At 37.1% G+C, this 251-nt stretch carries 1 pseudogene; it reads left to right on the top strand.

What is annotated here, in order from left to right:
• Positions 1-76: 76 nt before the first annotated feature.
• Positions 77-251, top strand: a pseudogene (locus SB775_RS31970) (molecular chaperone DnaJ); the annotation flags it as partial.

Raw genomic sequence — 251 nt, 5'->3', positions numbered from 1 at the left:
GTTTCCTGTTGCCCAAATCCAAGTCCCGATGATCTCAATTTCAATATCGTATTTGATAAGTTCGTCTATGATGTTTTGGGCAACAGGAAACACTTACTCATTGAAAACTGAATTAAAGCAACTTGGATTTAAATGGGCATCTAAGAAAAAGGCTTGGTATTGGTACGAAGGAGAGTATAAGAAGTTTCATAACAAAGACTTCTCACTCGATGAAATTCGCACAATGCACGAAGTGAAACGTATCAAGAAGA

Source organism: Peribacillus sp. SIMBA_075, from assembly GCF_046534585.1.
The sequence above is the reverse complement of the archived record's forward strand: the minus strand, read 5'-3'. Positions and strand labels throughout refer to the sequence as shown.